The sequence below is a fragment of the Actinomycetospora sp. genome, assembly GCF_036497585.1.
Taxonomy (GTDB): domain Bacteria; phylum Actinomycetota; class Actinomycetes; order Mycobacteriales; family Pseudonocardiaceae; genus Actinomycetospora.
The window spans coordinates 15,699-39,831 of sequence record NZ_DASXJD010000166.1 but is presented as its reverse complement, the minus strand read 5'-3'; the positions used below and the strand labels follow the sequence as shown (position 1 = coordinate 39,831).

Here is a 24,133-nt window from a genome sequence, read left to right as displayed (position 1 = left end):
GCTCACGGGGGCGGAGCCCACCTGGCAGGGTGTCCTCATGACCGACGTGACCGGGACCATGAGCGAGGCCGGCACCCGGTACGACTTCGGGGGCGACGAGTTCGTCTACGTCGAGATCTCCCCGGAGATGAGCCTGCCGGCCCACTTCGCCTCGCTGGCCATCACGCGACGGCTGGCGCAGGAGGCCCTGCCCGGCGTCGAGGAGATCTGCCCCTCCAACGCCTCGTACCTGGTCCGCGTCGACCCCGACCGCATCGACCCGCGCGACCTGGTCCGGGAGCTGCAGCGCATCGAGACCGAGGTCGGGTCGGCGGCGTCGGAGGACCCGGACTTCGTCGTCGACACCCGCATCGTCGACGTCCCGATCATGTTCGCCGACCCGTGGACCCACGAGGTCCTCATGCGCTTCCGCGACCGGCACCAGGACCCGTCGGGGACCGACCTCGACTACGGCGCCCGCATCAACGGCTACGACTCCGCCGAGTCGTTCATCGACGCGCTCGCCGGGTCGCCGTACCTGGTGACGATGATGGGGTTCGTCCCTGGACTGCCGTGGTGCTTCCAGCTCGTGCCCCGCGAGCGCCAGGTCGAGGTGCCCAAGTACGTGCGCCCCCGCACCGAGACCCCGGAACGCGCGTTCGGGTTCGGCGGCGCCTTCGCGGTGATCTACCCCGTCAAGGGAGCCGGCGGCTACCAGCTGTTCGGGTCCGCCCCGGCCCCGATCTTCGACGGCGCCCAGGAGCAGCCCGACTTCGCCGAGGAGGACTCGGTGGTGTTCTTCCGCCACGGCGACCTGATCCGCTTCCGCCGCATCGACCAGGGCGAGTACGACGAGGTCCGCGGCCTCGTCGACGCGCGGCAGTGGCGGTACCGCACCCGGCCGGTGCAGTTCTCGCCCTCACGCTGGATCGCCGATCCCGACGGGACGAACGCCGCGCTGGTGGGGGAGCTGGACCGATGAGCATCCTCGTGCGCGACCCCGGCCTGGAGACGACGGTGCAGGACACCGGTCGGCTGGGTCACTACGCCATCGGCTTCCCGCCGTCGGGCGCGCTGGACTCCTACGCCTACCACGTCGGCAACGCCCTGGTCGGCAACGCACCCGGCGCCGCGGCCCTGGAGGCGGTCTACCTCGGGCCGACCCTGGAGTTCACCACCGACACGGTCGTCGCCGTCACCGGCGCCGACATCCCGGTGACGCTCGACGGCGAGGCCGTCCCGACCTGGGAGTCGCTGGCCGTCCGCGCCGGGCAGACGCTCGCCTTCGGGCAGCTCGCCGCGGGCGCGCGGCCCTACGTCGCCGTCGCGGGCGGGATCGACGTCCCCACCTACTACGGCAGCCGCTCCACCTACACCCTCGTCGGCATCGGTGGCTTCCAGGGGCGGTCCCTCGCCGAGGGCGACGAGCTGCCGCTCGGCGACGCCGCGGTCGACCCCCGCGCCGGGCGCCGCGTGGACGACGCCGACGTCCCCGAGCACCCGACGACCGCGGAGCTGCGCCTGCTCGTCGGGCTGCACAGCTACCGGCTCACACCCGACTCGCTCGAGAGGTTCACGTCGACCGCGTGGAAGGTGACCCCCGACGCCAACCGGGTCGGCTACCGCTACCGCGGCGCCGAGCTGGAGTTCGTGCCCCGCGAGCAGCCCTTCGGGGCCGGCAGCGACGCGGCCAACGTCACCGACTGCGGCTACCCCGTCGGGTCGGTGCAGGTGCCCGGCGGGGTCGAGCCGATCGTGCTGCTGCAGGACGCGGTGACCGGCGGCGGGTACGCCACGCTCGGCACCGTCGTCAGCGTCGACCGGGACCGACTCGCGCAGACCAAGACCGGTGACCACACGCGGTTCGTCCCCGTCGACCTCGACGAGGCGCTCGCCGTCCGCCGCGACCGGGCCACCCGGCTCGACCGCGTCCGCCGCTCCCTCGCCTGAGGGAACCCCCGAGGAGGAACGCGTGGCCAGTCACACCATCTCCGCCCGTACCCCCGGCGTCTTCTACCGCCGGCCCTCCCCGGACGCAGAGCCCTATGTCGCCGACGGCGCCACGGTGGCCGAGGGCGACACCATCGGTCTCATCGAGGTGATGAAGACCTACCGCGAGGTGAAGGCCGACACCGCGGGCACGGTCTCCCGCTGGCTGGTCGACAACGAGGACGAGGTCACGATCGGCCAGAACCTCGTGGAACTGGACACGTGAGGATCTCCTCGGTCCTCGTCGCCAACCGCGGCGAGATCGCACTGCGGGTCGTGCGGGCCTGCCGGGAGCTCGGGCTCCGCTCGATCGCCGTCTACTCGGACGCCGACGCCGGGGCCGCGCACGTCCGGCACGCCGACGACGCGGTGCACATCGGGAAGTCCTCGGCGGCGAAGAGCTACCTGGACCCGGACGCGCTCCTCGAGGCGGCCCGCTCCGCCGGCGCGGACGCGGTGCACCCGGGCTACGGGTTCCTCTCCGAGCGGGCGTCCTTCGCGCGTGCCGTCGCCGACGCGGGGCTGGTGTGGGTCGGCCCGGCGGCCGAGGTCATCGAGCAGATGGGCGACAAGGCGGCCGCGCGGGCCGTGGCGGCGCGCGCCGGGGTGCCCGTGGTGCCGGGCAGCGACGAGGTCGCCGACGTCGAGGCCGCCATCGCGGCGGCCGCCGACATCGGCTATCCGGTCCTGGTCAAGGCGGCGGCCGGCGGCGGCGGCCGGGGCATCCGCCCCGCGTCGTCGGACGACGAGCTCCGGACGGTCGTGGTGGAGGCGCAGCGCGAGGCGGCCTCGGCGTTCGGGTCCGACGTGGTCTACCTCGAGCGGGCGCTGCCGCACCCCAAGCACGTCGAGGTGCAGGTGCTCGCCGACGCGCACGGCACCGTCGTCCACTGCTTCGAGCGGGACTGCTCGCTGCAGCGTCGTCGTCAGAAGGTGCTCGAGGAGGCGCCCGCGCCCGGCCTCGACCCGGGGGTGCGTCGCGCGATGTGCGACGCGGCCGTCGCGCTGGCCCGGGAGGTCGGCTACGTCGGGGCCGGGACGGTCGAGTTCCTCCTCGACGGGGAGCAGTTCTTCTTCATCGAGATGAACACCCGCATCCAGGTCGAGCACCCGGTCACCGAGCTCGTCACGGGCCTGGACCTGGTCGCGCTGCAGCTGCGGGTCGCCGACGGCGAGGCGCTGCCGTTCGGGCAGGACGACGTCGCCCTCCGGGGCGCGGCGATCGAGTTCCGGGTCAACGCCGAGGACCCCGACGACGACTTCCTCCCGACGCCGGGTGAGGTCTCCACGCTCGAGCTGCCCGGCGGGCCCGGCGTACGCGTCGACACCGCGCTCGCGGCGGGCGACGTCATCCCGCCCTTCTACGACTCGATGGTCGCCAAGCTGCTCGTCTGGGCGCCCGACCGCGAGGCCGCGCTGGCCCGCGGCCGCCGCGCCCTCGCCGAGTACCGGGTGGAGGGCGTCCCGACGACGATCCCGCTGCACCGGCGCCTGCTCGACGACCCCACCGTCGTCTCCGGCGACTACGACATCACGTTCCTGGAGGGCTTCACGACCTGAGCGGCGCGCGCCGCTCCACCCCGAGGTCGTCGAACCGGCGCACGATCGCCTCGCACACCTCGACGGCGTTGGGGCGGTCGCCGTGCAGGCAGATGGTGTCGACCTCGACCTCCAGCCGGCGTCCCGAATTCGACGTGACGTGCCCCTCGAGCAGGTCCACGGCCTGCTGGGCGACGGCGTCCGGGTCCTTCGCCTGCGGGTCGGGCTCGACGATGATGCGCCCGTCGTCGTCGTACTCCAGGTCGGCGAAGCCCTCGCGCACCACCTGGGCGCCGAGCGAGCGGGCGAGGTCGGCCGTCGGCCCGGCCAGCCAGAAGATCCGCAGGTCGGGATCGAGGCGCAGCACCGCCCCGGTGATCGCGGAGGTGACGGCGTCGTCGGTCAGCGCCATCCCGTACAGCGCGCCGTGGGGCTTCACGTGCACCACCTCGGCGCCCTCCGCGCGGGCCGTCGCCTGCAGCGCGCCGACCTGGTAGAGCACGATCTGGGCCGCCTCGTCGGGGCGCAGCGCCATGCGCCGGCGCCCGAAGCCCACGAGGTCGGGCAGGCCGGGGTGGGCGCCGATCGCGGTGCCGGTGCGCGTCGCGGTGCGCACCGACTCGCGCATCGTCACCGGGTCGCTGGCGTGGAAGCCGCACGCGACGTTCACCGAGGTCACGTGCTCCATGAGCGCCGCGTCGTGGCCGAGCTTCCAGCGGCCCAGGCTCTCGCCGGCGTCGGCGTTGAGGTCGACGAGAGTCTGCATGGGATGCCTCCGGCAGGTGAGTAGTTGTGGTCGCTATAGCCACCGAAAGTACTCACGAGCGCGCAGCGCACCTACCAATAGCGCCGCGGGGTGTAGACGGCGCCGGTGCGGGCCCACCGGGTCTGCGAGGACCCGACGATGAGCAGGGTGCGCATGTCGACCTCTCCCGGTTCCAGCGACCCGAGCTCGACGACGCGCACCGACTCCTCCGGCCCGTCGACATCGCGCCCGACGATCACCGGGGTCGAGGGTTCCCGGTGCTTCAGCAGGATCCGTTGCGCCGCCTCGACCTGCCAGGTCCGTGATCGGCTGGCCGGGTTGTAGAGGGTGACGACCATGTCCGTCTCGGCGACGGCGGCGAGCCGGCGTTCGACGACGTCCCAGGACTTCAGCCGGTCCGACAGGCTGATCGTCGCGAAGTCGTGGCCCAGCGGCGCGCCGATCTTCGCGGCGACGGCGTGTGCGGCGGTGACGCCGGGGACGACGCGGACGGGCACGTCGGGGTAGTCCTCCGCCGCCACCTCGACCACCGCGGACGCCATCGCGAACACCCCGGGATCGCCGGAGGACACGACGGCGACCCGACGGCCGGCCCGTGCCAGGTCCAGGGCGAACGCGGCCCGCTCGGACTCCACGCGGTTGTCCGACCCGTGGACGCGCTGGCGGGGGTTCGGGGGCACGCGGGCGACGTAGGTGGTGTAGCCGACGACGTCGTCCGCCTCGGCCAGCGCGGTGGCGGCCTCGGGGGTCAGCCGATCGCGGGCGCCCGGGCCGAGGCCGACGACAGTGACGGCGCCTGGGCTCGTCCGGCTGGTGCTCGACGACGTGGCCTCCCTGCCACCGGGTGCAAGCAATGCAGGGGAGCACGCCGATAGGGCTTCGCTGGCACCACGCGCCGCATCCCCGTCCGCCCGTGCCGCACCCGTCGTCGCCACGTGCACCCGCGACGGCACGATCCCGACCGAGAAGTACGGCACCGACGCCGGGTCGACGTCCTCGAACCGCCCTTGCCGCTCGTTCGCCGTGCTGGCCCGCTCGACGTAGTGCGCCTCGTCGGACCGGCCCGAGCGCCGCAGCGCCGTCCGGACGCCCGTGAACGTCCGGCCCAGCTTCATCACTGCCGCCGCGTCGGTGTCCGCGAGCCGGCGCGCGAGCTCGTCCTCGTCCAGCGTGCCCGGCAGCACCGTCAGGACCTCGTCGCGCTCCACCAGCGGGGTCCCGAGGGCCGCCGCCGCGGCCGCCACGCTCGTCACCCCCGGCACGACCTCGGCGTCGTACCGGTGCGCCAGCCGCTTGTGCAGGTGCATGTAGGAGCCGTAGAAGAACGGGTCGCCCTCGGCGAGCACCACCACGTCGCGGCCGGCGTCGAGGTGCGCGGCCAGCCGGGCGGCGGCCTCGGTGTAGAAGGCGTCGATGCGGCCCTGGTAGTCGTCGGTGTCCTCGGTGGTGACCGGGTAGGTCAGCGGCTCCTCGATCTGCGACCCGAGGTGGTCGGCCACGATCGCCCGCGCGTTCGACCGGCCGTGGCGCGCGCAGTGGAAGGCCACCACGTCCGCGGCGCGGATGAGCTCGACGGCCCGCAGCGTCACCAGCCCCGGGTCGCCCGGACCGACCCCGACCCCGTACAGCCGCCCGCTCATGCGCCCGCGCCGAGCGCGAGGGCGTTGACGGCGCCGACGGTCATCGCCGAGCCGCCCCGCCGGCCGTGCACCACCACGTGCTCGAGCCGGGCCGGGTGGGCCACCAGCGCCGCCTTCGACTCCATCGCGCCCACGAACCCGACGGGCAGGCCCAGCACGACGGCGGGTCGCGGCGCCCCGGCCTCGACGAGCTCGAGCAGCCGGAAGAGCGCGGTCGGGGCGTTGCCGATCGCGACCACCGCACCCTCGAGCAGCGGCAGCCACTTCTCGAGCGCGGCGGCGCTGCGGGTGGTGCCCAGGGCCGCCGCCGTCGCGGGGACGTCGGGGTCGTGCAGCATGCAGACGACGTCGTTGCCCGCGGGCAGGAACCGCCGGGTGATCCCCGATGCCACCATCATCGCGTCGCAGAGCACCGGGGCGCCCGCGCGCAGCGCCTCGTGCGCGGCGGCGACGGCGCCGGGGGAGACGTCCGTGTCGGCGGCCAGGTCGGTCATCCCGCAGGAGTGGATCATGCGGACGACGAGGTCGTGGGCGTCGTCGGGCAGCCGGCCCAGGTCGGCCTCCGCCCGGATGATCGCGAAGGAGCGGCGGTAGATCTCGGCTCCGTCGGCGACGTAAGCCGGGATCGCCGGCGAGGCCGGCTCGTGGATCCCGTGCTGGTCGGCGACGCTGCCGGCGCTGCCCGAGGTCATCCGGTCACCCTTCCCGAGCGGACCACCGTGCGGTAGGTCCCTCGCTGCTCATCGCGGCCCCCCGCACCGCTGCTGACGTCCAGCGCCTCGACCACCGCGACCCGACCGCCCGGTGTCCCGCACGCCCGAGCGCACCCCACCCAGTGCTGGCGGACCCGGCCGCCCGCGTGGCCCGACGCGACGGCGTCGGCGAGGTCACCACGCACGTCGGCCAGCGACTTCACGCAGCGCGGCGCCCCCACGCACGCCGAGAGCCCGCGCCAGCGTGACGTCGGGTCGGTCTCGACGAGGCCGGCGACCCGGCGGACGGCGTCGTCGGGGTCGGTGAGGCCGCGCAGGACGAGGGTGCGCCACGGGGTGGCGCGCAGGGTCGCGTCCTGGGCTTCCAGGACGGTGACGAGGGTCGCGACCGCGGGTCCGTCCAGCTCGCCGAGGCGGGGGAGGACCTCGAGGGTGCCGTCCTCGCCGGGGCCGAGGGCGGTGGGGTCGGGCGGGCCAGGGAGGAGCTCCGGGGTCACGACGTCCGCCGTGGTGCGGTCGCGGACGTCGGCGACGACGGCGGCGCGGGTGCCCTCGTCGAGCTCCCGCACCCGCCAGGCGGTGTTGCGGCGGGCGGTGAAGGCGTCGACGGCGGCGAGGGCGATTGCCGCGGGGTCGAGGTGGCGCAGGCCGGTGTCGACGACGCCGTGGGGACCGTCGAGCAGGAGCGCCGCGGTCGGTTCGGCGTCGAGAGGACCGCTACGGGGGCCGGATCGAGCGTTCTCGCCCGACCGGGGTCCACTCGGCGTCAGGACGACGGTGATGTCGGCGCCCTGCCCGCTGACGTCCCCGCCCGGCCCGTCCTGGAGCGCGATCAGCAGCCGGCCCGGCACGTCTGTCCGGCCCCGGAGGGCCTCGGCGAGCCGCCCCGCGACCTCGTCGAGCCGGGTCGAGCGGGGGGAGGCGAGCAGCCCGCAGGGGATGTCGCGGCCCCGCGCGTCGAGGAGCGCGTCGGGGCGGTCGGCGCGCAGGGCGTCGGCGAGGTCGTCGGCGGTGCTGGCCGCGAGGCCGCGGACCTGCCACGATCCCCGGGAGGTGAGCTCGAGGGGCGAGCCGCCGAGCGCCGCGGCGCCGGCGAGCATCCGCAGCTCGGCCGGACTGGTCGCGCCGCCCACGGGCCGGAAGCGGGCCAGCGCACCGTCGGCCGCGTCGTGCCGGCGCCAGGCGCCCGGGCAGGCGTCAGGCCGGGAGCGGAGCATGGTCACACAGTACGGGGCCATGGCCCAGCATCTAGACAGATGGTGAGATGTCCTGCGTGCTGCTGCTCCTCTCGACCTCCGACACCGACCTCCGCTCGGCCCGGGCCGGGAGCGAGGGCAGCGACGGCAGCGACGGCCCGGCCGTGCCCTGGCGGTGGGCCAACCCCGCCCGGGTCGATCCGCAGCAGGACCTGCCGGCGCTCCTCGACGGCGTCGACCTCGTCGTCGTGCGGCTCCTCGGCGGCCGGCAGGCGTGGGAGGCGGGGCTCGAGGCGCTGCTCGCCGGGCCGCTCCCGGTCGTGGTGCTCGGTGGGGAGCAGGCGCCGGACGCGCAGCTCATGGAGTCCTCGACGGTGCCGGTGGGCGTCGCGACCCAGGCGCACCTCTACCTCGCCCAGGGCGGGCCGGAGAACCTGCGCGAGCTCGCCGCGTTCCTCTCGGACACCGTGCTGCTGACCGGGTACGGGTTCGCGCCGCCGGCGGAGATGCCGTCGTGGGGTCGGCTGCCCGGCTGGTCGGACGACGATGTGGCGAAACTGTCACCGGATGCAAGCAGTCGAGGGGAGCACGCCGATAGGGCTTCGCTGGCACCAGAGGGCAGGCCCCGGGTCGCCGTCGTCTACTACCGCGCCCATCACATGGCCGGGAACACCGCGTTCGTCGACGCCCTGTGCCACGCGGTCGTCGCCGCCGGCGGGGTCCCGGAGCCGCTGTTCTGCGCCAGCCTGCGCGCCCCCGACGACGAGCTCCTCGAGCGCCTGCGCCACGCCGACGTCCTGGTCACGACGGTGCTGGCCGCGGGTGGGTCGAAGCCCGCGACCGCCTCCGCAGGGCAGGACGACGAGTCCTGGGACACCGGGGCGCTCGCCGGTCTCGACGTCCCGATCCTCCAGGCACTCTGCCTGACCCGCACCCGCGACGAGTGGCTCGCCGACGACGACGGCGTGAGCCCCCTCGACGCCGCCAACCAGGTCGCCGTCCCGGAGTTCGACGGCCGCATCATCACGGTGCCGTTCAGCTTCAAGGAGACCGACGAGGACGGCCTGCCGGTCTACGTCGCCGACCCCGAGCGGGCCGCGCGCGTCGCCGGGCTCGCCGTGAACCACGGCCGGCTGCGGCACCTGGACAACGCCGACAAGAAGATCGCGCTCGTCCTCTCCGCCTACCCGACGAAGCACGCGCGCATCGGCAACGCCGTCGGGCTCGACACCCCGGCCTCCGTCGTCGCCCTGCTGCAGTCCATGCGCGACGCGGGCTACCGCGTCGGCGACGTCCCGGGCCTCGCGGAGCAGGACGGCGACCTCCTCATCCGCTCCCTCATCGACGCCGGCGGCCACGACCAGGACTGGCTCACCGAGGAGCAGCTCGCCGCCAACCCGGTGCGCATCCCGGCCGCTGAGTACACCGCGTGGTTCCGCACCCTCCCCGAGGACTTCCGCGCCGACGTCGAGCAGCACTGGGGTCCGCCGCCGGGCAGCATGTTCCTCGACGACGCGACCGGCGAGCAGGCGATCGTGCTCGCCGCCCTGGTCCGCGACCACGTCGTCGTCATGATGCAGCCGCCGCGGGGGTTCGGGGAGAACCCGATCGCGATCTACCACGACCCGGACCTGCCGCCGAGCCACCACTACCTCGCGGCCTACCGCTGGGTGCAGGCCAGAGAGGATCAACACGGGTTCGGAGCCCACGCCGTCGTCCACGTCGGCAAGCACGGCAACCTCGAGTGGCTGCCGGGCAAGACGGCGGCCCTCTCCGCGTCATGCGCCCCCGACCCCATCCTCGGCGACCTCCCGCTGGTCTACCCCTTCCTCGTCAACGACCCCGGCGAGGGCACCCAGGCCAAGCGCCGCGCCCACGCCACCCTCGTGGACCACCTCGTGCCGCCGATGGCGCGCGCCGAGTCGTACGGCGACCTCGCCCGCCTCGAGCAGCTGCTCGACGAGTACGCCTCCATCCAGGCCATGGACCCCGGCAAGATCGAGGCCATCCGCGGCCAGATCTGGCAGCTCATCCAGGCGGCGAAGCTCGACCACGACCTCGGCGTCACCGGCCAGCCCGACGACGAGCGTTTCGACGAGTTCGTCATGCACCTCGACGGCTGGCTCTGCGAGATCAAGGACGCCCAGATCCGCGACGGCCTGCACGTCCTCGGGCGCGCCCCGGCCGGGCAGGAGCGGGTCGACATGGTGCTCGCGATCCTGCGGGCGCGGCAGATGTGGTCGGGCACGCAGGCGCTGCCCGGGCTCCGGGAGGCGCTGGGTCTCGACGAGGCAGCCGGTGCGGCGTCGAGGATCGACGTCGACCGGGCCGAGGAGCTCGCGAGCAGCCTCGTCGTCGGGATGGAGAAGCGGGACTGGGCCGCGGAGGAGGCGTCGGACGTCGTCACCGAGGTCCTGGGGCGCACCGACGACGACACGGTGGTGCGGATCCTGCGCTTCGCGGCGACCGAGGTCGTGCCGCGTCTGGACCGCACGACCGAGGAGATCGACGGCGTCCTGCACGCCCTGGGCGGCGGCCACGTGGACGCGGGCCCGTCGGGCTCGCCGCTGCGCGGGCTGGTGAACGTACTCCCGACCGGCCGGAACTTCTACTCGATCGACCCGCGCGCGGTGCCGTCGCGGCTGGCCTGGGAGACCGGCCAGATGCTCGCGGACTCGCTGCTCGAGCGCTACCGCGCCGACCACGACGGCGAGTGGCCCACCAGCGTCGGTCTCTCGCTGTGGGGGACCGCCGCGATGCGGACCAGCGGCGACGACATCGCCGAGGCCCTCGCGCTGCTGGGCGTGCGGCCGGTGTGGGACGAGGCGTCGCGACGGGTGACGGGGCTGGAGGTCACCCCGACCGCGGAGCTCGGCCGGCCCCGCGTCGACGTGGTGCTGCGCATCTCCGGGTTCTTCCGCGACGCCTTCCCGCACGTGGTGGCGACCATGGACGACGCCGTCGCGCTCGTCGCGAGCCTCGAGGAGGCCGACGAGGACAACTTCGTCGCCGCCCACGCCCGGGCCGACGCGGCGACCGGCAGCAGCTGGCGCGACGCCACCACCCGGATCTTCGGCTCGCCGCCCGGGGCGTACGGGGCGGGCCTGCTGCAGGCGATGGACTCCCGGGACTGGCGCGGCGACGCCGACCTCGCCGAGATCTACACGACCTGGGGCGGGCACGCGTACGGCCGCGACCGGCACGGCGAGTCCGCGACCGACCAGATGCGCGCGGCGTACCGGCGGATCGCGGTCGCGGCGAAGAACATCGACACCCGCGAGCACGACATCGCCGACTCCGACGACTACTACCAGTACCACGGCGGCATGATCGCGACGGTGCGGGCGCTGACCGGCGCCGCGCCCGCGGCCTACGTCGGGGACTCCACGCGGCCGGAGTCGGTGCGCACCCGCTCCCTGGTCGAGGAGACCGCGCGGGTGTTCCGCAGCCGCGTCGTGAACCCGCGCTGGATGGCCGCCATGCGCCGCCACGGCTACAAGGGCGCCTTCGAGATGGCTGCCACCGTCGACTATCTCTTCGGCTGGGACGCGACGGCGGGCACGGTCAGCGACTGGATGTACGGCTCGCTCACCGAGAACTACGTCCTCGACGAGCAGAACCGCGCGTTCCTGCGCGACGCCAATCCGTGGGCGCTGCACGGCATGGCGGAACGGCTGCTCGAGGCGGTCGACCGCGGGCTGTGGGAGCACCCCGACCCGGCGATGGTCGAGTCGCTGCGCGACGCGTTCCTCGAGGCGGAGGGATGTGCCGAAGGCCCGTGAGCACTTTCCGGGGCTATAGCCCCGGAAAGTGCTCACGAGCGCGAAGCGCACCTACCGTTCCGGCACCGCCGCCAGCGCGCCCGCGAGGGCCGCGGCGTCGGCGAAGCGGGCGTCGGGGTCCGGATCGAGCAGCCGCACCAGGACCTCGCGCAGCTCCCGCGAGCAGGGCAGCGTGCCGACCTCGACACGGTGGGTCGGCGCCTGGGCGATGATCGTCGCCGCCGACCCGCGCCGGGCGGGCACGCCGGTGAGCATCTCGACGAGGATCAGCCCGAGCGAGTACAGGTCGGAGCGCGCGTCCACCGGCCTGCCCCGCAGCTGCTCGGGCGACAGGTAGAGCGGGGTCCCGACGACGAGGCCCGGTGCGGTCAGCCGCTCCGGCACCCCGTCCGCGTCGGCGGTCCGCCCGAGCCCCAGCTCGACGACGACGGGCCGGCCGTCCGGGGTGACCACGATGTGCGACGGCGTGAGGTCGAGCCGCGAGACCCCGGCCCCGGCGAGGTGGTGCAGCAGGTCGAGCAGCCCGAGGGTGAGGTCGACGGCCACCGGCGGCGCGAGCGGGCCGCGCGCGAGCAGCTCGTCGAGGGGCAGCCCGGGGACGAACTCGTGGACCAGCCCGAGGCGCCCGTGGTCGTCGAGGACGCCGGCCGTGACGGCGAGCAGCGGATGGTCGAGGCGGCGGGAGAGGGCGACCTCGCGGCGGAAGCGGGCGCGCGCGACGTCGTCGTGCTTCTGCTCGCGGACGTCGAGCAGCTTGATCGCGACGTCCCGGTTGGTGAAGGTGTCGTGCGCCCGGTAGGTCCGCCCGAGCGCGCGGCGTCCGAGCTCCTCGACGAGGACGTAGCGCCCGTCGCCCACGCGGCCGAGCTCGGGCGCGGGGGTGACGAGGGCGGCGGCGTCGAGGACGGCGCGCGGGAGCCGGTAGACCGTCTCGGTCGGACCGGGGGCGCCGATGAACGTGGCGGCGGGGGAGTCGGGTTCGCGGGACTCGAGGAGCCCGATCGGGACGAGCTCGCGCAGCAGCTCGAGGCACTCGTCGTCGGAGGCGAGGTCCCGGCCGCGGCTCCGCGCGGCCGTGCGGTCGGCCAGGAAGTCCGAGGCGGTGAACGTCGTCCCGCGCCGGTCGAGGACCCAGTCGACGACGAGGTGGGCCGCGTACCGGCGCCGGTCGACGTCGACGGCGTGGGTGAGCGGCCCGCGGGGGCGCGCCTGCGCCCAGAGCGGCCCGAGCCGGCGCTGCAGCGCGGCGTGGAACGAGATCGCGAGCGCGGTCGGCTGGTCGATCACCACGTGCGGCCCGTCGGGGTGCCACTCGACCAGCTCGTCGAGCTCGGCGAGGAGGGGCCGGGGCAGCCCCTGCGAGCGGTATTCCAGGTGGTCGGCCAGCTCCCCGGCGCCCGGCTCGGCGCCCCCGGACCGCAGGACGCCGCGCAGCAGCTCGGCCGCGGCGCCCGGGCCGAGCCCGTGCACGTAGAGCGCCCGCCCGAAGATCGTCGAGAAGGTGCCGCTCGCGCGGGTCCCGGACCGCCGGGTGAGGTCGAGCACATCGACGCCCGCCGCGAACACGAAGTGCACCGGCGTCGTGGTGAGGACGTTCGCCAGCGCGCGCACGATGGTCTCGAACGCCGCGGGCCCGGCCTCGTCCGCGGTGAGCTCGTCGACGTCGTCGAGGACCACGACCAGCCGGCCCGACCAGGGCTCCGAGCCGCCCCGCCGGAACCACCGCCGCGAGCCCGACCCGGAGGCCGCCTCCTCGGCGAGCGCCGCCACCAGCCGCACGAAGTCCTGCTCGGCCTCGGCGAGCCCGAGAGCGTAGTGCGCGCGGCGGTTGGTGACGTCGAGCAGCTCGGCGACCTCGGAGGACAGGCGGGGTACGACCCCCGCGCGCTCCAGGGCCTCGGCGAGGCCCCGCGTCCAGCGCAGGACGAGCTCCTCGGGCGTGGCGGGACGCCCGAGCGGCTCCCACACGACGACGACCGGGGTCGGCTCGGTCTCGGTCACCAGTTCGGTGTGCAGCTCGTCGAGCGCGCGGGCGACAACGGTGGTCCGCCCCGATCCGGCCGCCCCGGTGAGCAGCAGCGAACCGCCCGGGGAGAAGTGCAGCCACTGCCGCACCGTGTCGACGAACGACTGGTTGCCCAGGAACGGCATGGGCGAGGGGTAGCGCAGCGGGCCCGGCGACACCCGGTAGTCCGGCCGCAGTGCCATCCGCCCCACCGGCGGCGCGGGGAGCTCGAGGGGGACGGCCGGGGGCCGGCCGACCGAGGTACGGCTGCCGCCCCCCGTGGTGGCGGGCGGGGCCGAGGGCGCCGGGGACGCGGCGGGCGCCGGGGCCGCCGAGGTGGGCGCCGCCGTCGTCGGGACGGCGGCGGTGGCGTCGACCGACGGGACCGCCCGGGGCGGGGACACCGGTGCGGTGACGGCCGCCGTCACGGCCGCGCCCAGCTCCGCTGCGGTCTGGTAGCGCCGCGCCGGGTCCTTGGCCATCGCGCGGGCGACGACCTCGTCGAACGCCGGCGGGACGCCGGGCACCTGCTCGGAGGGGCGCGGCGGCGGCTCGTCGAAGTGGGCGCGCATCGCGTCGAGCGGGGTGGAGGTCCGGAACGGCGGGTGGCCGATGAGCGCCTCGGCGAGCACGCACCCGAGCGCGTAGATGTCCGACGACGGGCCCGGGGGGCGGCCCTCGAAGGTCTCCGGGGCGAGGTAGGCGAGCGTCCCGATGATCGTGCCCGCGCTCGTGAGGTTCTCCGAGCGGTCCTGCTCGGCGGCCACGCCGAAGTCGGTGAGGTAGGCGAACACCGGGTCGCGCGCGGCCAGCAGCACGTTGGCGGGCTTGACGTCGCGGTGGACCAGGCCGCCGGCGTGGGCGGCGTCGAGGGCACTCGCGATCTGGGCGACGACGGCGGCGGTGCGGTCGGGCGGGACGGGCCCGCCCGAGACCACCTTGGCGAGGTCGGGGCCGTCGACGAGCCGCATGTCGATGTAGAGGCGGCCCTCGAGCTCCCCGAAGTCGTGGATCGGCAGGATGTGCGGATCGGAGAGCCGCGCGGCGAGCCGGGCCTCGCGCCGGAACCGGGCGACGAACTCGGCGTCGTGCGCGAGCGGCTGCAGCAGCAGCTTGAGGCCGACGGTGCGTTCGCGGCCGGTGTCGTAGGCGCGCCACACCTCGCCCATGCCACCCCGGCCGAGCAGCTCCTCGAGGCGGTAGCGGCCGATCGTGGCGCCGGCGCCCACCTCCGTCACCGACACGCCGTCCCCCCGCCGCTCCGTCCGCCGCCCGCTCGCCGGGGGAGGTTACTCGCTGCGACCGTCGTGCGGGGGTGACGTCCGTGCGGGTGAGTCGCGGGCCCACCACCCCCGGGCGCCCGGCGGTCAGGCTCCGCAGCTGCCGCCGTAGGTCGTGATCTTGTAGTCGACGACGGCGAGGGCGCCCTGCAGGTCGCGCAGCTGCGCGACGATCGCCGCGCGCTGCTCGAGCAGGAGCGCGAGCCGCTCGTCCCGGGTGTCGGGACCGGCCTTGACGAGCTCGAGGTAGCGGCCGACCGAGGCGATCGGCATGCCGGAGAGCCGCAGCCAGGTGACGAAGGCGATGCGGCCGAGGGCGTCGCGGTCGTAGACCCGCCGGCCCGCGGCGTCGCGCGCGGTCTCGACGAGCCCGATCCGCTCGTAGTAGCGCAGCGTGTGCGCCGTGATGCCGGTGATCTCGGCGACCTCGGAGATCCCCAGGGGCTCGGGGAGGTCGTCGGGCAGCCTCATCGCGCGGACGAGCTCCTCGTTGAGCGGCGGCAGCGAGCCGTCCTCGGCCGCGACCGAGTCCAGGATCGTGCGCAGCCGGCTCGCCGGGTGGACGTGCGGCTCCGCGGTCGGCGCGTCGGGGAGGCCCAGTGCCGTCATGGACCCGACGCTAGGCCTTCGAGTGCGCTCGAAGCCAACCCCGGGTTCGTCCGGTTCGACGTGGATCACGTGCCGTGACGGTCACGTTGACGGTTACCTGTTACCGCCGGTACCAGTGAACGACGTGAGGGCCTCCGCAGTCGCCGCCGTCCTGGACGGGACATCGTCGTCGCGCTCACGTCCACGCCCGCGCACCTACGCGGGCGGCGCCCACTGTGAGCGTCCACGGTAACGGCGCACTCCCGCACGAACCGGGCGCGCGGCGCCCAGCAGGGTACGAATCAGGCGCTGGACCTGCGGAAACACGCCGACCCGATGACCTGGCGGACGCAGCGTGTGTGGGACCGTCGTCGCCGGCGCGCTCGGCGCCGGGGAGCGGGGGCGTGGTGTGACGAGGTGGCGTGCGGTGCGCGCGGGGACCGACCGGCACGGATCGACGCCACGGCGGCGCACTGTCGCGATGCTCGGCCTGGCGGCCGCCCTGGTGCTCGGCGCGGCCGGGTGCTCCGGGAGCGGATCGGCCTCCGGCACGTCCTCCTCGCCGGCGGTGTCCGGCTCCCCGTCGGCCGCGGTGCCCCCGCCCGGGCCGCGGGTGACCGTCGACCCCGCCGCGGACGTCAACCCCACCGCCCCGGTGCACGTGCACGCCGACGGCGGCCGGATCACCGCGGTGCACATGACCGATCCCTCCGGGGACGCCGTCACCGGGACGACCTCGCCGGACGGCGCCACCTGGACCACCACCGAACCGCTCGCCTACGGGCGCAGCTACACCGTCGTCGCGGACGCGGTGACCCCGCAGGGCACCCCGACGCATCTGCAGTCGACGGTGTCGACGCTCGCGCCCAAGCAGACCGACAGCGCGGCGGTGGACCCGGGCAGCACGAACGTCGGGGTCGGGCAGCCGGTCGCGGTGACCTTCTCCCACGCGGTGACCGACAAGGACGCGGCCGTCAAGGCGCTGGCGGTGACCTCGAATCCGCCCCAGCCCGGCGCGTGGCACTGGATCTCCTCGACCCAGGTGGACTACCGGCCGCAGGCGTACTGGAAGCCGGGCACCTCGATCACCCTGGACAGCAAGCTCTTCGGCGCGGACCTCGGCGGCGGCGCCTTCGGCGCCAAGGACGTCCACGAGACCTTCCACGTGCACGACGCCTGGGTGGCCAAGGCCGACGGCGGCGCCGAGCAAATGCAGATCTTCGACAACGGCGCGCTCGTCAAGACCATGAAGATCAGCCTCGGGTCGCCGCAGTTCCCGACCCACACCGGCACGCACGTCATCTCCGACAAGCAGCCCAGCGTCGTCATGGACTCCGCCACCTACGGTGTCATGCCCGGCCAGCCCGGCTACTACAAGGAGACCGTGCTCCTCGACGAGCGCATCTCCAACGACGGCGAGTTCGTGCACGCGGCGCCGTGGTCGGTCGCCCAGCAGGGCAGCGACAACGTCTCCCACGGGTGCGTCAACCTCAGCCCGGCCGACGCGCAGTGGTTCTTCGACCACTTCGGCGTCGGTGACGTCGTCGAGGTCGCCAACTCCGGCGGCCCGGCGCTGCCGGTGTGGGACCGCTGGGGCGACTGGGCGCTGTCCTGGGCGCAGTGGCAGGCCGGCACGACCTGACCCGCGGAGCGCCGGCCGTCAGCTCGCGTGCGGCACCGGGCCGACGAGCCCGTACCGCAGCACGAAGGACGCCGCGCCGAGCCGGGAGTGCACGCCGAGGGCGGCCAGCACGGCCCTGACATGGCTGCGCACGGTGGCCACGGTGACGCCCATGGTCTCGGCCATCTCCTCGGTCGAGGCGCCGTTCACGATCAGCTCCAGGCACTCCCGCTCCCGGGCGCGCAGCCGCGCCAGCCGGCGGAGTGCGTCGGCGACGCCGTCGGTCGCCGCGCCTTCCCCGGAGGGAACGTCGGGCCCGAGGGCCTCCGCCGCGGCGACGACCCCGAGCCCGACCTCGCCGCGCGCAACGCCTTCGATCGCCGCGACGAGCTCGTCCCCCGAGGCGCTCTTGAGCAGGTAGCCGGCGGCACCGGCGGCCGCGGCCGCGGCGGGTCCGGGGTGCGGCCTCCCGGTGAGGACGAGGACGGCGGTTTCCGGGGCGGCCCGTACCAGCCGCGAGAGGAAGGCCGCGGGAGGGCCCTCCGCCAGCGCAGCCGGGTCGACGAGGCAGACGTCGAGCGGGCTCGCGCGGGTGCCTGCCAGCGCCTCGGCCTCGGTCGCCGCGACGCCCGCGAGCGCGATGCCGCGATCGACGAGGTAGGCGCCGACCAGGTCGGTGAAGAGCAGGTGGTCGTCGGCGATCAGAACGCTGGTCATGGATCCCCCGGGACTCGACCGTCGTCACTTGCTCGAATGACGTCCGACCCGTCCCGTTGGTTGGCCGCCGCCCGCATTGCGAAAATGTCACGTCGGCCGCGGGAGCTCCCCGCATGCGTTCGCCGTCCGTCAAGATGGATGAGGGCCCGCGGCGAGATCCGAACTAGCGTCCTGGCATGGGTTCGTTCCGTGTCCGGTACCTCACCGGTTCCCGACTCCTCGCCGAAGCGCTCGGCCGTCGCATGGCGGTCGAGCCCGATCTGGACCTGGTCGACGGACCGGAAGCCGACGTGGTGCTCATCGACGTCTCGGACCCGGCCGACGCCGTGGCCGCCGTCGATGCCTCACCCGCCGCGGCACGGGTCGTCGTGCTCTCCGTCGACGACGCGGTCGGTGGCCCCCTCGACGCCGCCCGCGCCGGTGCCGCGGCCTGGCTGGACCGACGGTGCAGCGCCGACGACCTCCTGCGGGTGCTGCGAGGCGTGGTGATGGGCGGGGCCTTCTTCCCCCGCGAGGTGCACGGCGAGCTGCTGGCGTCGCTGCGGGCGGACGCGATCGCCGGTCGGTCCGGGTGCCCGCTCGCGCGGCTGACCGAGCGTGAGCGCGAGGTCCTGGACGCCCTCGCCGAGGGCCGCGCCAACCGGTCGATCGGCCAGCACCTCGGGCTGTCGTACAACACGGTGCGGACGCACATCAACGAGATCTTCCGCAAGCTCGGGGTGCACACGCGGGTCGACGCGGTCCGGGCGCTGCGGGATGCCCGATGAGCCCGGGACCTTCGGGCACCGGGACGGGGTTCGAACGTCCGCCGTTCCCGCGGCCTATCGGTCGTCGCCGCGGAGCACGGAGATCCCGACGATGGGGAGCACACCGCGGGGGAGCGATCCGGGGGGACCGAGAGGGGGCCCAGAGCGTGTACACGGCCGACGCCGCACTGCTCCACGACATCGGCCACGAGGTGGTGACGCTCTCGGCGCTCGTCGCAGCCGTGCGGGTCGAGGGGGAGTTCGACGCCGCGGCGGGTGCCCGGATGCGGGTCCTCGACGACGGGCCGGGCCCCGAGCGGGGCCCGGCGGGCGCGCGCGGCAAAGGCCTCGCGATCGTGCGCTCGCCCGCCCACGGGCTCGCGGCCGACGTGACATCGCGTCCACGCCGCGGGGGAGGCGCCCTGGCCGAGGTCGTGCTGCGGGACCGGGACACGAGGAGGCCGCCGGTGTCGGGACGGGAGGTGCGGGCGTGACCGCGGTGGTCGTCGGGGACGACCACGGGGTGTTCGCTGACGCGTTGAGCACCGTGCTCGGGCAGCGTCGGCTCGAGGTCCGGGCGGTCGCCCACCGGGCCTCCGATGTCCTCGCCGCCGTCGCGGAGCACCGGCCGGCCATCTGCCTGCTCGACCGCACCTTCGCCGACGGCGACGGGCTCGACCTGATCCCCGGCCTCCTCGCCGCCAGCTCGGGCACGCGGATCGTCATGGTGACCGCGGACACCGACGACGGCGCCGCCCGCCGTGCCCTCGACCTCGGGGCGCGCGGCTTCGTCCACAAGACCCGGGGTGTCACGGCCCTCGTCGACGCGATCCACCGCGTCCTCGACGGCGAGATCGCGGTGGAGCTCCCTCCTCGCCGGCGCGCTGCGGCGCCCCGAGGCGAGGACGACGACATCCGGCGGCTCGCCGCGCACCTCACCGCTCGCGAGCGGGAGTGCCTGCGGCTGATCGTCCAAGGCCGCGGCACGTCCGAGATCGCGGCGGGGCTCGGCATCTCGGTGACCACCGTCCGGACCCATGTGCAGGCGGTCCTGACCAAGCTCGGCGCCCACACCCGCCTCGAGGCGGCCGCGCTGGCCACCCGGCACGCCCTGCTCGGCGCGCGGTGACCCGACGTTCCCGCGTCCGCCCCAGCACCTCCTGGTCAAGTTGCACGAGGTCCCCGATCCGCCCTGCCCCCACCATGCTTCTCGTGACGCTGCGGATCCTCCTCCTCGACGACCACCAGATGCTGGTCGAGGCGCTGGCCGCCCGGCTCGGCGCGGAGCCCGACCTCGTGGTCGACAGCCGTGGGCCCACCGGGGTGGAGACCGCGGTGGCGCACGCCGTGCGGGCGAGGCCCGACGTGGTCGTCCTCGAGGTCTCGCCGCTCGACGACGAGCGCCGGGAGCTGATCCTCGCGCTGCGCCGTCGGCTCCCGGGCGCCCATGTCGTCGCCCTCTCGGCCGACGAGGACCCCCGGACCGCCGGTGAGGTGGCCTTGCTCGGTGCGGAGGGGTGGGTCTCGAAGGAGGCCGACGTCGGCGAGCTCGTGGCGATGATCCGGGGAGCCGCACACGGTCGAGGATGGTTCCCGCCCGCGCAGCTCGCAGCGGCACTGGACCGGCTGCGGGCGGACGCCCGGGGCGCTCGTCGGGACGGTCCGCTGGACCGGCTCACCGACCGTGAGCGGGAGATCCTCGCGGCGATGGTGGATGGGAAGTCCACCGCGACGCTGGCCGAGCACCTGCGGCTCTCCGCGCACACCGTGCGCAGCCACATCGGCAACCTGTACGCCAAGCTCGGGGTGCACAGCAGGCTCGAGGCGGTCGCGCTGGCCCGATCCGCCGGTCTCACGGGCACCGTCGACGTCCGATCCGATCCGGTGGGGGCACGATGACGAGGACCGGACCGGAACAGGGCGGCTCCGAGCAGCCCGGCTCCGAGCAGGGCGCTCGCGCCACGGGTGGATCGCGCCTGCTCATGGTGGCGGTGCTGGCCGTGTTCGCGGCGATCGCCGTCGCGGTGGGGTTCCTGGTCCCGGCCGTCGCCCCGCCGGCTGCGGCGCCGCCGGCTGCGGCGCCGCCGAGCCCTGCCCCGGCTGCCGCGCCGGCGCCGGTCGCCGCCTCCGGCCCGACACTCCCGATCGTCTCGCTGACCTTCGACGACGGCCTCGCCGGCCAGATGCAGTACCTGCAGACGATGCAGCAGCACGGTCTCGTCGGGACCTTCTTCATCAACTCCGGCGCCATCGGCCAGCCGAACTACATGACCCGCGCCGATCTCGCGCAGATCGCGGCCTCCGGCGACGAGATCGGTGGACACACGGTCTCGCACCCGAACCTCACCGAGGACGCGCCGGACGAGACGGCTCGCCAGATCTGCGACGACCGCGCCACCCTGCACTCCTGGGGCTTCGACCCGGTCTCGTTCGCCTACCCGTTCGGCGCGGCCTCGCCGCCGGTCGAGGCCGCGGCGCGCGACTGCGGCTACGCCAGCGCGCGCCTGGACCGTGGCGGGGTCGGTCCGGTGAGCGCCACGTGCCCGGACTGTGTCCCCGGTGAGAGCGTGCCCCCACGTGACCCGTACGCGATCCGGACGCCGCCCGACATCACGACGGCGACGACCCTCGCCGACCTCGAGGGGCTGGTCACCGGCGCCCAGGCCGCCGGCGGGGGCTGGGTGCCGCTCATCTTCCACCACGAGGCGTGCACCACCTGCGGGAACCTCTCGACGAGCCCGGCGCTGTTCGACCAGTTCGCCGGCTGGCTGGCCGACCAGCAGCGCGCTGGGACGCTGGCCGTCCGAACGGTGAGCCAGGTCGTCGGGGGACCGGGCGGACCGGTCCACACCGCACCCCCGCCCGCGGCGACCGCCATGCCCAACGGCGACCTGAGCCAGAGTTCCACGACGGTCCCGGACTGCTGGGAGGCGTCGGGCTTCGGCCAGAACACCGCCGACTACCGCTGGACGCCGCCGGCCCCGGGTGTGCCGGCGACGGAGACCGTCACCGTCAGCTCCTACACCAACGGCGACGCGACCCTCTTACCGCGGCTGGACCTCGGCCAGTGCACGGTGACGGCCACACCCGGTGTGCCGATCCACCTCGCCGCGCAGTACCGCTCCACCGTACCCACGCAGTTCGAGGTGTACCGCCGCACGTCCACCGGCTCGTGGGTGTACTGGACGTCGAGCCCGTGGGTCGCCCCGGCGCCGGCGTGGCAACCCGTGACGTGGGACACCCCGCCCCCGCCGCCGGACACCGAGGGCGTCGCGGCGGGCCTCGTCGTCGGGGCCGTCGGCTGGGTGCAGAGCGCGGCCTACGTTCAAGGACCCGTGCCGCCGCCACCGGCGCCGCCGCTGATCTCGCCGGGGCTGCGCGGGTTGCTCGAGCTCGGCGCGGCCGTCGCAGCCGTGCTGGGCCTGCTGGCCGCCCTCGCCGGGCTCACCCACCACTTCCTGCGGCGACGACGCCGAGGACGTGCCGGCCGCGCCGGCGCCCCCACGGTCCCTGGCCCCCGCTCCCCGATCGATGACCCGCCGGAGGGGTCACCGGACGGGCCGCCGGACGACGAGCTCGCTACCCGGGGCGCGGCAGGGGAGGACGTGGTCCGGTGAAGCCCTGGATCCTGATGTACCACTCGGTCGCGGACTACCGGGACGACCCCTACCTGGTGACGGTGCGCCCCGAGCGGCTCGACGCCCAGTTCTCCTGGCTGCGCCGCGGCGGGCTGCGCGGGGTCGGGGTGGGGGAGCTGCTCGCCGCCCGCAGCCGCGGCGCCGCCCGCGGCCTCGTGGGCCTCACGTTCGACGACGGGTACCGCGACTTCGCCGACACCGTCGTGCCACTACTGCACCGGCACGGCTTCGGCGCCACGGTCTACGTCGTCGCCGGAATGCTCGGCGGGCAGAACCACTGGGACCCGGAGGGCGACCGCAAGGACCTGATGACCGCCGCCGACGTGGCCGCGGTGGCGGACGCGGGCATGGAGGTCGGCGCGCACGGGATGACCCACGTGCGGCTCGACGGGTCGATCGACGCCGCGGGCCTCGCCCGCGAGGTGTCGGCGAGCGGCCACGTCCTCTCCGATCTGGTGGGGCGGCCGGTGACGGGGTTCTGCTACCCCTACGGCGCCCACGACGCCCGCACGGTCACCGCCGTCGCCGCCGCGGGCTACGACCACGCCTGCGCGACCGGGCGACCGCCCGACCCCGGCCCGCTCGCCCTGCCCCGGACCTACGTCGGTGACCGGGACGGGGCGCTGCGGCTGGCAGCCAAGCGGGGACGCCACGCCGCCGCCGAGGTCCGGGAGGCCGCCGGCGCCCGCCCGGCCAGCCGGGAGGGGCCGCCGCTGTCGACCGCCGGCCGGGGCTGACCGGTGGCGCCCCGTGTCCTGCACGTCGCCCAGCCGGTGGAGGGCGGGACGGCGGTCTGTGCGGAGCGCATCGTGGCCGACCAGCGCAAGCGCGGCTGGGAGGTCGCGGTGGCGTGCCCCGGCACCGGCGCCCTGCCGGTCGCGCTGGTCCGTCGCGGCATCCCGCACCTGACGTGGTCGGCACGGCGCGCGCCCGGCCCGTGGGTCGTCCGTGAGATCCGGGACCTGCGGGCACTGATGGATCTCGCTCGGCCCGACGTCGTGCACCTGCATTCGTCCAAGGCCGCGCTCGCGGGTCGGCTGGCGATCCGTGGCGCGGTCCCGACGATCGTCTCTCCGCACGGTTGGTCGTGGCTCGCCGTCGGGCCTGCGCTCGCCGGGGCGGCCCGCGCGTGGGAGAGGTTCGGCGCCCGCTGGACCGACCTGTGCGTCTGCGTCGGTCCGGGCGAGGCGGGCCTCGCCGTCGAGGCGGGCGTGCCCGGGCCGCTGGAGGTGGTCCGCAACGGCGTCGACCTCACCCGGTTCCGCCCGGCAGGCCCGGCCGCACGGCGCACCGCGCGGGCGGCGCTGCTGCTCGGGCCCGACGAACCGCTGGCGGTCTGCGTCGGGCGGGTGTGCCGCCAGAAGGGCCAGGACGTCGCGCTGCGCGCCTGGCCCGCGGTGCGCGCGGCCGTGCCCGGGGCCCGGCTGCTGCTCGTCGGGGACCCCGGCGCGGCGGCCGTCCCGCGGCAGCCCGGCATCGAGGTGGTCGGTGCCGTGGCCGATGTGCGGCCGTGGCTGGCGGCCGCCGACGTCGTCGTCCTGCCCTCCCGCTGGGAGGGGCTCTCGCTAGCGCTGCTCGAGGCCCTCGCGACCGGGCGGGCCGTGGTCGCGAGCGGTGTCCCCGGCCTCGCCGACGCCGTGGGGGAGGGGACCGGCGCCCTCGTGCCGCCCGACGACGAGGCCGCCCTCGCGGCCGCCGTGGCGGCCCGGCTCTCCGATCCCGATCGGTGCTCTGCCGAGGGGGTCGAGGCCGCCGCGGTCGCCCGCGAGTTCGACCTCCGGCACGGCCTCGACCACCTCGCCGCGGTCACCGCCGTGGTGGCGGCGGGCGCGGGACGTTCGCCTGCGCTGCGTAGGACGACTGGTGTGGTTGACCGATCTCCTTCGGCCGTGCGCACCGCAGGGTGGTGATCGGCGGGCAGCACGCCCCGCCGC

General features: G+C 75.1%; 20 protein-coding genes. 13 read left to right on the top strand and 7 right to left on the bottom strand.

Going from position 1 to position 24,133, the window contains the following annotated elements:
* Positions 1 to 37: 37 nt before the first annotated feature.
* From VGH76_RS16410 to VGH76_RS16395, 4 genes are read left to right on the top strand one after another with little or no spacing between them, the layout of a single operon-like run.
* Positions 38 to 961 carry a 5-oxoprolinase subunit B family protein gene (locus VGH76_RS16410; protein ID WP_331557770.1) on the top strand — a complete coding sequence of 308 codons (924 nt, stop codon included), beginning with the start codon at positions 38 to 40 and terminating at the stop codon, positions 959 to 961.
* Positions 958 to 1,929 carry a biotin-dependent carboxyltransferase family protein gene (locus tag VGH76_RS16405; protein ID WP_331557769.1) on the top strand — a complete coding sequence of 324 codons (972 nt, stop codon included), beginning with the start codon at positions 958 to 960 and terminating at the stop codon, positions 1,927 to 1,929. The genes VGH76_RS16410 and VGH76_RS16405 overlap by 4 nt, the downstream gene beginning before the upstream one ends.
* Positions 1,930 to 1,951: 22 nt before the next feature.
* Positions 1,952 to 2,194 carry an acetyl-CoA carboxylase gene (locus VGH76_RS16400; protein ID WP_331557768.1) on the top strand — a complete coding sequence of 81 codons (243 nt, stop codon included), beginning with the start codon at positions 1,952 to 1,954 and terminating at the stop codon, positions 2,192 to 2,194.
* A complete protein-coding gene (locus tag VGH76_RS16395) occupies positions 2,191 to 3,528 on the top strand; it encodes an acetyl-CoA carboxylase biotin carboxylase subunit (RefSeq protein WP_331557767.1) in 1,338 nt (445 codons plus the stop codon). Before VGH76_RS16400 ends, VGH76_RS16395 begins: the two co-directional genes overlap by 4 nt.
* Here the strand turns inward: VGH76_RS16395 and VGH76_RS16390 are convergent.
* From VGH76_RS16390 to VGH76_RS16375, 4 genes are all read right to left on the bottom strand, one after another.
* The gene (locus tag VGH76_RS16390) at positions 3,518 to 4,273 is read right to left on the bottom strand and encodes a 5-oxoprolinase subunit PxpA (protein WP_331557766.1); all 756 of its coding nucleotides are present in this window, start codon (positions 4,271 to 4,273) and stop codon (positions 3,518 to 3,520) included. The genes VGH76_RS16395 and VGH76_RS16390 overlap by 11 nt on opposite strands.
* Positions 4,274 to 4,344: 71 nt before the next feature.
* On the bottom strand, positions 4,345 to 5,913 hold the full coding sequence (locus VGH76_RS16385) for a precorrin-2 C(20)-methyltransferase (RefSeq protein ID WP_331557765.1): 1,569 nt from the start codon (positions 5,911 to 5,913) through the stop codon (positions 4,345 to 4,347).
* On the bottom strand, positions 5,910 to 6,539 hold the full coding sequence (locus tag VGH76_RS16380; RefSeq protein ID WP_331557783.1) for a precorrin-8X methylmutase: 630 nt from the start codon (positions 6,537 to 6,539) through the stop codon (positions 5,910 to 5,912). The genes VGH76_RS16385 and VGH76_RS16380 overlap by 4 nt, the downstream gene beginning before the upstream one ends.
* Positions 6,540 to 6,601: 62 nt before the next feature.
* Entirely contained in the window at positions 6,602 to 7,843 is a 1,242-nt protein-coding gene (locus tag VGH76_RS16375; RefSeq protein WP_331557764.1) for a hypothetical protein, read from the bottom strand.
* A 56-nt stretch (positions 7,844 to 7,899) separates the two neighbouring features.
* On the opposite strand from VGH76_RS16375, the gene cobN reads away from it, so the two are divergent.
* A complete protein-coding gene (gene cobN, locus VGH76_RS16370; protein ID WP_331557763.1) occupies positions 7,900 to 11,604 on the top strand; it encodes a cobaltochelatase subunit CobN in 3,705 nt (1,234 codons plus the stop codon).
* A gap of 51 nt (positions 11,605 to 11,655) precedes the next feature.
* On the opposite strand, the gene VGH76_RS16365 is transcribed toward cobN, so the two are convergent.
* The gene (locus VGH76_RS16365; protein WP_331557762.1) at positions 11,656 to 14,847 is read right to left on the bottom strand and encodes a serine/threonine-protein kinase; all 3,192 of its coding nucleotides are present in this window, start codon (positions 14,845 to 14,847) and stop codon (positions 11,656 to 11,658) included.
* 129 nt (positions 14,848 to 14,976) lie between these two features.
* On the bottom strand, positions 14,977 to 15,498 hold the full coding sequence (locus VGH76_RS16360) for a MerR family transcriptional regulator (RefSeq protein WP_331557761.1): 522 nt from the start codon (positions 15,496 to 15,498) through the stop codon (positions 14,977 to 14,979).
* A gap of 406 nt (positions 15,499 to 15,904) precedes the next feature.
* Between VGH76_RS16360 and VGH76_RS16355 the strand changes: the two genes are divergently transcribed.
* A complete protein-coding gene (locus VGH76_RS16355; protein WP_331557760.1) occupies positions 15,905 to 17,119 on the top strand; it encodes a L,D-transpeptidase in 1,215 nt (404 codons plus the stop codon).
* 18 nt (positions 17,120 to 17,137) lie between these two features.
* Here VGH76_RS16355 and VGH76_RS16350 read toward each other — a convergent pair whose 3' ends face one another.
* Positions 17,138 to 17,815 (bottom strand): response regulator transcription factor, encoded by a 678-nt coding sequence (locus VGH76_RS16350; protein ID WP_331557759.1) that lies wholly within the window; start codon positions 17,813 to 17,815, stop codon positions 17,138 to 17,140.
* 176 nt (positions 17,816 to 17,991) lie between these two features.
* On the opposite strand from VGH76_RS16350, the gene VGH76_RS16345 reads away from it, so the two are divergent.
* The 7 genes from VGH76_RS16345 (at position 17,992) to VGH76_RS16315 (ending at position 24,109) form a co-directional block, all read left to right on the top strand.
* Entirely contained in the window at positions 17,992 to 18,582 is a 591-nt protein-coding gene (locus VGH76_RS16345; protein ID WP_331557758.1) for a response regulator transcription factor, read from the top strand.
* Positions 18,583 to 18,728: 146 nt separating this feature from the next.
* Positions 18,729 to 19,055 (top strand): hypothetical protein, encoded by a 327-nt coding sequence (locus VGH76_RS16340; RefSeq protein WP_331557756.1) that lies wholly within the window; start codon positions 18,729 to 18,731, stop codon positions 19,053 to 19,055.
* Positions 19,052 to 19,690: a response regulator transcription factor gene (locus VGH76_RS16335; RefSeq protein WP_331557755.1), complete on the top strand. Its 639-nt coding sequence runs from the start codon at positions 19,052 to 19,054 to the stop codon at positions 19,688 to 19,690. The genes VGH76_RS16340 and VGH76_RS16335 overlap by 4 nt, the downstream gene beginning before the upstream one ends.
* 83 nt (positions 19,691 to 19,773) lie before the next feature.
* Positions 19,774 to 20,460: a response regulator transcription factor gene (locus VGH76_RS16330; protein WP_331557754.1), complete on the top strand. Its 687-nt coding sequence runs from the start codon at positions 19,774 to 19,776 to the stop codon at positions 20,458 to 20,460.
* Positions 20,457 to 22,178, top strand: coding sequence for a polysaccharide deacetylase family protein (locus VGH76_RS16325; protein ID WP_331557753.1), 1,722 nt, complete (start codon positions 20,457 to 20,459; stop codon positions 22,176 to 22,178). Before VGH76_RS16330 ends, VGH76_RS16325 begins: the two co-directional genes overlap by 4 nt.
* Entirely contained in the window at positions 22,175 to 22,936 is a 762-nt protein-coding gene (locus VGH76_RS16320; protein WP_331557752.1) for a polysaccharide deacetylase family protein, read from the top strand. Before VGH76_RS16325 ends, VGH76_RS16320 begins: the two co-directional genes overlap by 4 nt.
* Positions 22,937 to 22,939: 3 nt before the next feature.
* Complete coding sequence (locus VGH76_RS16315; protein ID WP_331557751.1) at positions 22,940 to 24,109, top strand: glycosyltransferase; 1,170 nt, start codon at positions 22,940 to 22,942, stop codon at positions 24,107 to 24,109.
* Positions 24,110 to 24,133 lie beyond the last annotated feature (24 nt).